Origin of the sequence: Pseudomonas sp. NPDC087697 (genome assembly GCF_044743155.1) — a bacterium.
GTDB lineage: Bacteria > Pseudomonadota > Gammaproteobacteria > Pseudomonadales > Pseudomonadaceae > Aquipseudomonas.
Map to the genome: position 1 here is coordinate 60307 of NZ_JBIUVW010000037.1, position 6723 is coordinate 67029.

A 6723-nucleotide genomic window follows, 5' to 3' on the forward strand; every position below is an offset into this window, starting at 1 on the left:
CCCGATGACTAGTTTGCATGCCGACGAGGCGTTCCTCGGCCACTACCAGTTGAGTCACGACCCTTTCGCTCCACGGGTGCCTGGCTTCAAATTCTTCCCTGCCCAGCGCAAGCCCGTGCTGGGGCAGTTGCATCACCTGGCCCGTTACAGCCAGTTGTTGCTGGTGGTCACCGGCCCACAAGGCAGCGGCAAGACCCTGTTGCGTCAGGCGCTGGTAGCCAGCACCAACAAACAGTCGGTACAGAGCGTGGTGGTTTCCGCCCGTGGCGCCGGCGATGCGGCGGGTGTGTTGCGTCAGGTGGCTCAGGCGCTGAACGTCGCCCAGGCTGAAGTCGGCGCGATCCTCAAACAGGTGGTACAGCTCGCACTGACTGGCCAGGAAGTCTACTTGCTGGTCGATGACGCCGAGCAGCTCGACGAATCCGCACTGGAAGCTTTGCTGGCGTTGGCTGCTGGTGCGCCGGAAGGTCGTCCGCATGTGTTCCTGTTTGGTGAGTCGTCGCTGATCGCCGAGCTTGAGCAGTTGAGCACTGAGGAAGAGCGCTTCCACGTCATCGAGCTGCAACCTTACGCTGAAGAAGAAACCCGCGAATATCTGGCCCAGCGACTCGAAGGCGCCGGTCAGGGAATCGAACTTTTCTCTGCGAATCAGATCTCTGAGATTCACGAAAGCTCCGATGGATGGCCTGGCAACATCAATCAGGTCGCCCGCGATGCGATGATCGAAGCCATGATTGCTAGCCGCTCAGCGGTCAAGCGTCCAAGTATGGGGTTCAACATGCCGAAGAAACACGTATTGGCGATATCCGCCGTAGTCGTGGTCGCGGTGGCCGCTGCCTGGTTGATGCCAGGTCGCAGCAAGGCACCAACCACCGGTGCGCCAGCCAACGAGCAGGCGCAACTGCCACTGGGCACACCGAAGCCGAACGGCGGTGCTCCGGCGGTCGAGTTCGCCGGCAATACCCAGCCGATGCCGTTGCCGTTGGTCGGGCAATCGCAGCCGGTCATGCGCGGCCCATTGGCAGAAGCTGCGGGCGGTATCACTGAGGGCGACGACGGCGTGCCGGTCGAAGGCTCCAGCGCCAAACCGCCTACCGTGACCACCACGGCGCCTCCAGTAGGTATCCCGGCCGGTCCGACACCAGCTCCTGCGGTCAAGCCAGTTCCGGCAGCCAAGCCAACGCCTGCGCCGACTCAGGTCGCTACCGCCAAGCCTGCTCCGGCACCTGCGGTCAAACCGGCTCCAGTGGCCAAACCAGCCCCGGTCGCCAAGCCTGTCGAAAAACCTGTCGAGAAGCCGGCCAACGTCGCCAAAACCGCAACCGGTGGTACCTGGTATGCCGGTCAGGCGCCGGGTAACTACGTGGTGCAAATCCTTGGCACCAGCTCTGAAGCCACGGCACAAAGCTTCGTCAAGGAACAGGGCGGCGAGTACCGCTATTTCAAGAAAGTCCTCAACGGCAAACCGCTTTACGTCATCACTTACGGTAGCTTCGCCAACCGCGATGCAGCTGTTACCGCCATCAAGGCCTTGCCAGCGAAGGTTCAGGCTGGTAAACCTTGGCCTCGCTCTGTCGCCAGCGTCCAACAGGAACTGGCAACAACTCGCTGAAGATTCGGCGGCCTTACCCAGGCCGCCTCTCCCGGCACCTCAAAATTTCTGCAAGCGCATGCTGCCTCCAGGCCGCGTGCCTTGTGGTGTCTGCGTCACAGTAGTCTTTGAGTCGTTGCGGTCAGAATTAAAAAAGTTTTGACTAGCACAGCATATAGCTTTAAACCTTTCATAAATGCGACATAGATTTGCGACATTTCGTCGTCAAATTTGTGAGCCTCTGTGTCGGTGTGTACAATGACCTCCCTTTTGCCCCCGCAAAGCTGGCGTACGTTCGGCGTGGAAGGTAACTGGCTGAATTGAAAAGAAATTTGTCTCGATAAGAGGCAGCCTGGTGAGAAAGTGTCTATGAAAGCAGGTCTGTACCAACCAGATGAGTTCAAGGATAACTGCGGTTTCGGCCTGATAGCCCATATGCAGGGCGAGCCCAGTCATACCCTGTTGCAAACGGCCATTGAGGCCCTGACCTGCATGACCCACCGCGGTGGGATCAACGCTGACGGCAAAACCGGCGACGGTTGCGGTCTGCTGATGCAAAAACCCGACGTGTTCCTGCGAGCGATCGCCCAGGAAACGTTTGGTATTGAACTGCCCAGGCAATACGCCGTGGGCATGGTGTTTTTCAATCAGGACCCGGTAAAAGCCGAAGCGGCTCGCGAGAACATGAATCGCGAGATCCTGGCGGCCGGCCTGCAACTGGTCGGTTGGCGTAAAGTGCCGATCGATACCAGCGTTCTCGGTCGTCTGGCGCTCGAGCGCCTGCCGCAGATCGAACAAGTGTTCATCGGCGGTACCGGCTTGAGCGATCAGGACATGGCCGTCAAGCTGTTCACTTCCCGTCGTCGCTCGTCCGTGGCCAACGCCGCCGACCTCGACCACTACGTCTGCAGCTTTTCCCACAAGACCATCATTTACAAAGGCCTGATGATGCCGGCGGACCTGACCGCCTTCTATCCGGACCTCAGCGACCAGCGCCTGCAAACCGCGATCTGCGTGTTCCACCAGCGCTTCTCCACCAACACCCTGCCGAAATGGCCGTTGGCTCAACCGTTCCGCTTCCTCGCGCACAACGGCGAAATCAACACCATCACCGGCAACCGCAACTGGGCCGTGGCCCGTCGCACCAAGTTCACCAACGATCTGATGGATCTGGAAGAGCTCGGCCCGCTGGTCAACCGCGTCGGTTCCGACTCATCGAGCATGGACAACATGCTTGAGCTGATGGTCACCGGCGGCATCGACCTGTTCCGTGGCGTGCGGATGATCATTCCGCCTGCGTGGCAGAACGTCGAAACCATGGACCCGGATCTGCGGGCCTTCTACGAATACAACTCGATGCACATGGAACCGTGGGACGGCCCGGCCGGCGTGGTAATGACCGATGGTCGTTACGCGGTGTGCCTGCTCGACCGTAACGGTCTGCGCCCGGCGCGTTGGGTCACCACCAAAAACGGCTTCATCACCCTGGCCTCGGAAATCGGTGTCTGGAACTACCAGCCTGAAGACGTGATCGCCAAGGGCCGTGTCGGGCCTGGCCAGATCTTCGCCGTGGACACCGAAACCGGTCAGATCCTCGACACCGACGCCATCGACAACCGCTTGAAGTCCCGTCATCCGTACAAGCAATGGCTGCGCAAGAATGCCCTGCGCATCCAGGCGACCATGGAAGACAACGACCACGGTTCGGCGTTCTACGACGTCGACCAGCTCAAGCAGTACATGAAGATGTACCAGGTCACTTTCGAAGAGCGTGACCAGGTGCTGCGTCCATTGGGCGAGCAGGGCTACGAAGCGGTCGGCTCCATGGGCGACGACACACCGATGGCCGTGCTGTCCCAGCGTGTGCGCACGCCGTACGACTATTTCCGCCAGCAGTTCGCGCAGGTCACCAACCCGCCGATCGACCCGCTGCGTGAAGCCATCGTCATGTCGCTGGAAGTCTGCCTCGGTGCCGAGCGCAACATCTTCCAGGAGTCGCCGGAACACGCCTCGCGCGTGATCCTCAGTTCGCCGGTCGTTTCCCCGGCCAAGTGGCGCTCGCTGATGAACCTCGATCGCCCGGGCTTCGAACGCCAGATCATCGACCTCAACTACGACGAGGCGCTGGGCCTTGAAGCCGCGGTGCGCAACATTGCCGACCAGGCCGAAGAAGCCGTGCGTTCCGGGCGTACCCAGATCGTGCTGAGCGACCGTCATATTGCCCCAGGCAAACTGCCGGTCCACGCTTCCCTGGCCACGGGTGCGGTGCACCACCGCCTGACCGAAAAAGGCCTGCGTTGCGACAGCAACATCCTCGTTGAGACCGCCACCGCGCGCGATCCGCATCACTTCGCGGTGCTGATCGGCTTCGGCGCTTCTGCGGTTTATCCGTTCCTGGCTTACGAAGTGCTGGGCGACCTGATCCGCACCGGTGAAGTGCTGGGCGACCTCTACGAGGTGTTCAAGAACTACCGCAAAGGCATCACCAAAGGCCTGCTCAAGATCCTCTCGAAGATGGGCATCTCGACCGTCACGTCCTACCGTGGCGCACAGCTGTTCGAAGCCATCGGCCTGTCTCAGGAAGTCTGCGACCTGAGCTTCCGTGGCGTGCCGAGCCGCATCAAGGGCGCGCGATTCGTCGATATCGAAGCCGAGCAGAAGGCTTTGGCTGCCGAAGCCTGGAGCCCGCGCAAGCCAATCCAGCAAGGCGGTTTGCTGAAATTCGTCCACGGTGGCGAATATCACGCGTACAACCCAGACGTGGTCAGCACCCTGCAAGCTGCTGTGCAGCAGGGCGACTACAGTAAGTTCAAGGAATACACGGCGCTGGTGGACAACCGTCCGGTGTCGATGATCCGCGACCTGTTCAAGGTCAAAACCCTTGAGACACCGCTGGATATCAGCGAGATCGAACCGCTGGAGTCGGTGCTCAAGCGCTTTGACTCCGCCGGCATCTCGCTCGGCGCACTGTCGCCGGAAGCCCACGAAGCCCTGGCCGAAGCCATGAACCGCCTCGGTGCGCGTTCCAACTCCGGCGAAGGCGGCGAAGACCCGGCGCGTTACGGCACCATCAAGAGCTCGAAAATCAAGCAAGTGGCCACCGGCCGTTTCGGTGTGACTCCGGAATACCTGGTCAATGCTGAAGTGCTGCAGATCAAGGTTGCGCAGGGCGCCAAGCCCGGCGAAGGGGGGCAGCTGCCAGGCGGCAAGGTCAACGGTCTGATCGCCAAGCTGCGTTACGCAGTGCCGGGCGTGACGCTGATTTCGCCACCGCCGCACCACGACATCTATTCGATCGAAGACTTGTCGCAGCTGATTTTCGACCTGAAACAAGTCAACCCGAAGGCCCTGGTCTCGGTGAAACTGGTAGCAGAAGCGGGCGTCGGCACCATCGCCGCGGGCGTGGCCAAGGCCTATGCCGACCTGATCACCATCTCCGGCTACGACGGCGGCACCGGCGCGTCGCCGCTGACCTCGATCAAGTACGCGGGCGCACCGTGGGAACTCGGCCTGGCCGAAACCCACCAGACCCTGCGCGGCAACGACCTGCGCGGCAAGGTTCGGGTACAGACTGACGGCGGCCTGAAAACCGGCCTCGACGTGATCAAGGCGGCCATCCTCGGCGCTGAAAGCTTCGGCTTCGGCACCGCGCCAATGATCGCCCTGGGCTGCAAATACCTGCGCATCTGCCACCTGAACAACTGCGCCACCGGCGTTGCGACTCAGAACGAAAAACTGCGCAAGGACCACTACATCGGTACGGTCGACATGGTGGTGAACTTCTTCACCTACGTCGCCGAAGAAACCCGTGAGTGGTTGGCCAAGCTGGGCGTGCGTTCCCTCGAAGAACTGATCGGTCGTACCGATCTGCTGGAAATCCTCGAAGGCCAGACCGCCAAGCAAAACCACCTGGACCTGACCCCGCTGCTGGGCAGCGATCACATCCCGGCGGACAAGCCACAGTTCTGTCAGGTCGATCGCAACCCGCCGTTCGACAAAGGCCTGCTGGCCGAGAAAATGGTCGAGATGGCCACTTCGGCGATCAACGACCTGAGCGGCGCCGACTTCGCTCTGGACATCTGCAACTGCGACCGTTCGATCGGCGCGCGGATTTCCGGCGAGATCGCTCGCAAGCATGGCAATCAAGGCATGGCCAATGCGCCGATCACCTTCCGCTTCAAAGGGACGGCGGGTCAGAGCTTCGGTGTGTGGAACGCCGGCGGCTTGAACATGTACCTCGAAGGCGACGCCAACGACTACGTTGGCAAAGGCATGACCGGCGGCAAACTGGTCATCGTTCCGCCAAAAGGCAGCGTCTACAAGACTCAGGACAGCGCCATTATCGGCAACACCTGCCTGTACGGCGCCACTGGCGGCAAGCTGTTCGCCGCCGGTACCGCGGGCGAGCGTTTCGCGGTGCGTAACTCCGGTGCTCACACCGTGGTTGAAGGCACTGGCGATCACTGCTGCGAGTACATGACCGGTGGTTTCGTCTGCGTACTGGGCAAGACCGGTTACAACTTCGGCTCAGGCATGACCGGCGGTTTCGCCTACGTGCTCGACCAGGACAACACCTTCGTTGACCGGGTCAACCACGAACTGGTGGAAATCCAGCGGATCAGCGGTGAGGCGATGGAAGCCTATCGCAGCCACCTGCAACGCGTGCTGAACGAATACGTCGAGGAAACCGACAGCGAATGGGGTCGTAACCTCGCTGAAAACCTCGATGACTACTTGCGTCGGTTCTGGTTGGTCAAGCCTAAGGCTGCCAACTTGAAATCGCTGCTTTCCAGCACCCGTGCCAACCCGCAGTGATATGCGCCTGAAGAGTTTGATGAGGTTTTAACAATGGCTGAACGTCTGAATAATGACTTCCAGTTCATCGAGGTCGGGCGCAAGGATCCGCAGAAGAAACTGTGGCGTCAACGCAAGAAAGAGTTCGTGGAGATCTACGAACCCTTCAAACCCCAGCAGTCGGCCGACCAGGCCCACCGCTGCCTGGGTTGCGGTAACCCGTATTGCGTATGGAAGTGCCCGGTGCACATCTTCATTCCCAACAGGCTGAAACTGGTGGCCGAGGGCAACATCCTCGCCGCCGCCGTGCTGTCGCACCAGTCCAACACGCTGCCGGA

Annotated in this window: 2 protein-coding genes and 1 pseudogene; all 3 read left to right on the plus strand. The window is 60.7% G+C overall.

What is annotated here, in order from left to right; translation table 11 throughout:
• Positions 1-4: 4 nt before the first annotated feature.
• Positions 5-1612: an SPOR domain-containing protein gene (locus ACIPIN_RS21820; protein ID WP_401121963.1), complete on the plus strand. Its 1608-nt coding sequence runs from the start codon at positions 5-7 to the stop codon at positions 1610-1612.
• A gap of 348 nt (positions 1613-1960) precedes the next feature.
• Positions 1961-6406 carry a glutamate synthase large subunit gene (gltB, locus tag ACIPIN_RS21825; protein WP_401121965.1) on the plus strand — a complete coding sequence of 1482 codons (4446 nt, stop codon included), beginning with the start codon at positions 1961-1963 and terminating at the stop codon, positions 6404-6406.
• A gap of 33 nt (positions 6407-6439) precedes the next feature.
• A pseudogene (locus ACIPIN_RS21830) lies at positions 6440-6723 on the plus strand (glutamate synthase small subunit); the annotation flags it as partial.

Bases quoted from the DNA above. Each gene is read 5' to 3' on its own strand.
- ACIPIN_RS21820 (WP_401121963.1), top strand. From the start codon at position 5: ATGACTAGTTTGCATGCCGACGAGGCGTTCCTCGGCCACTACCAGTTG.
- gltB (WP_401121965.1), top strand. From the start codon at position 1,961: ATGAAAGCAGGTCTGTACCAACCAGATGAGTTCAAGGATAACTGCGGT.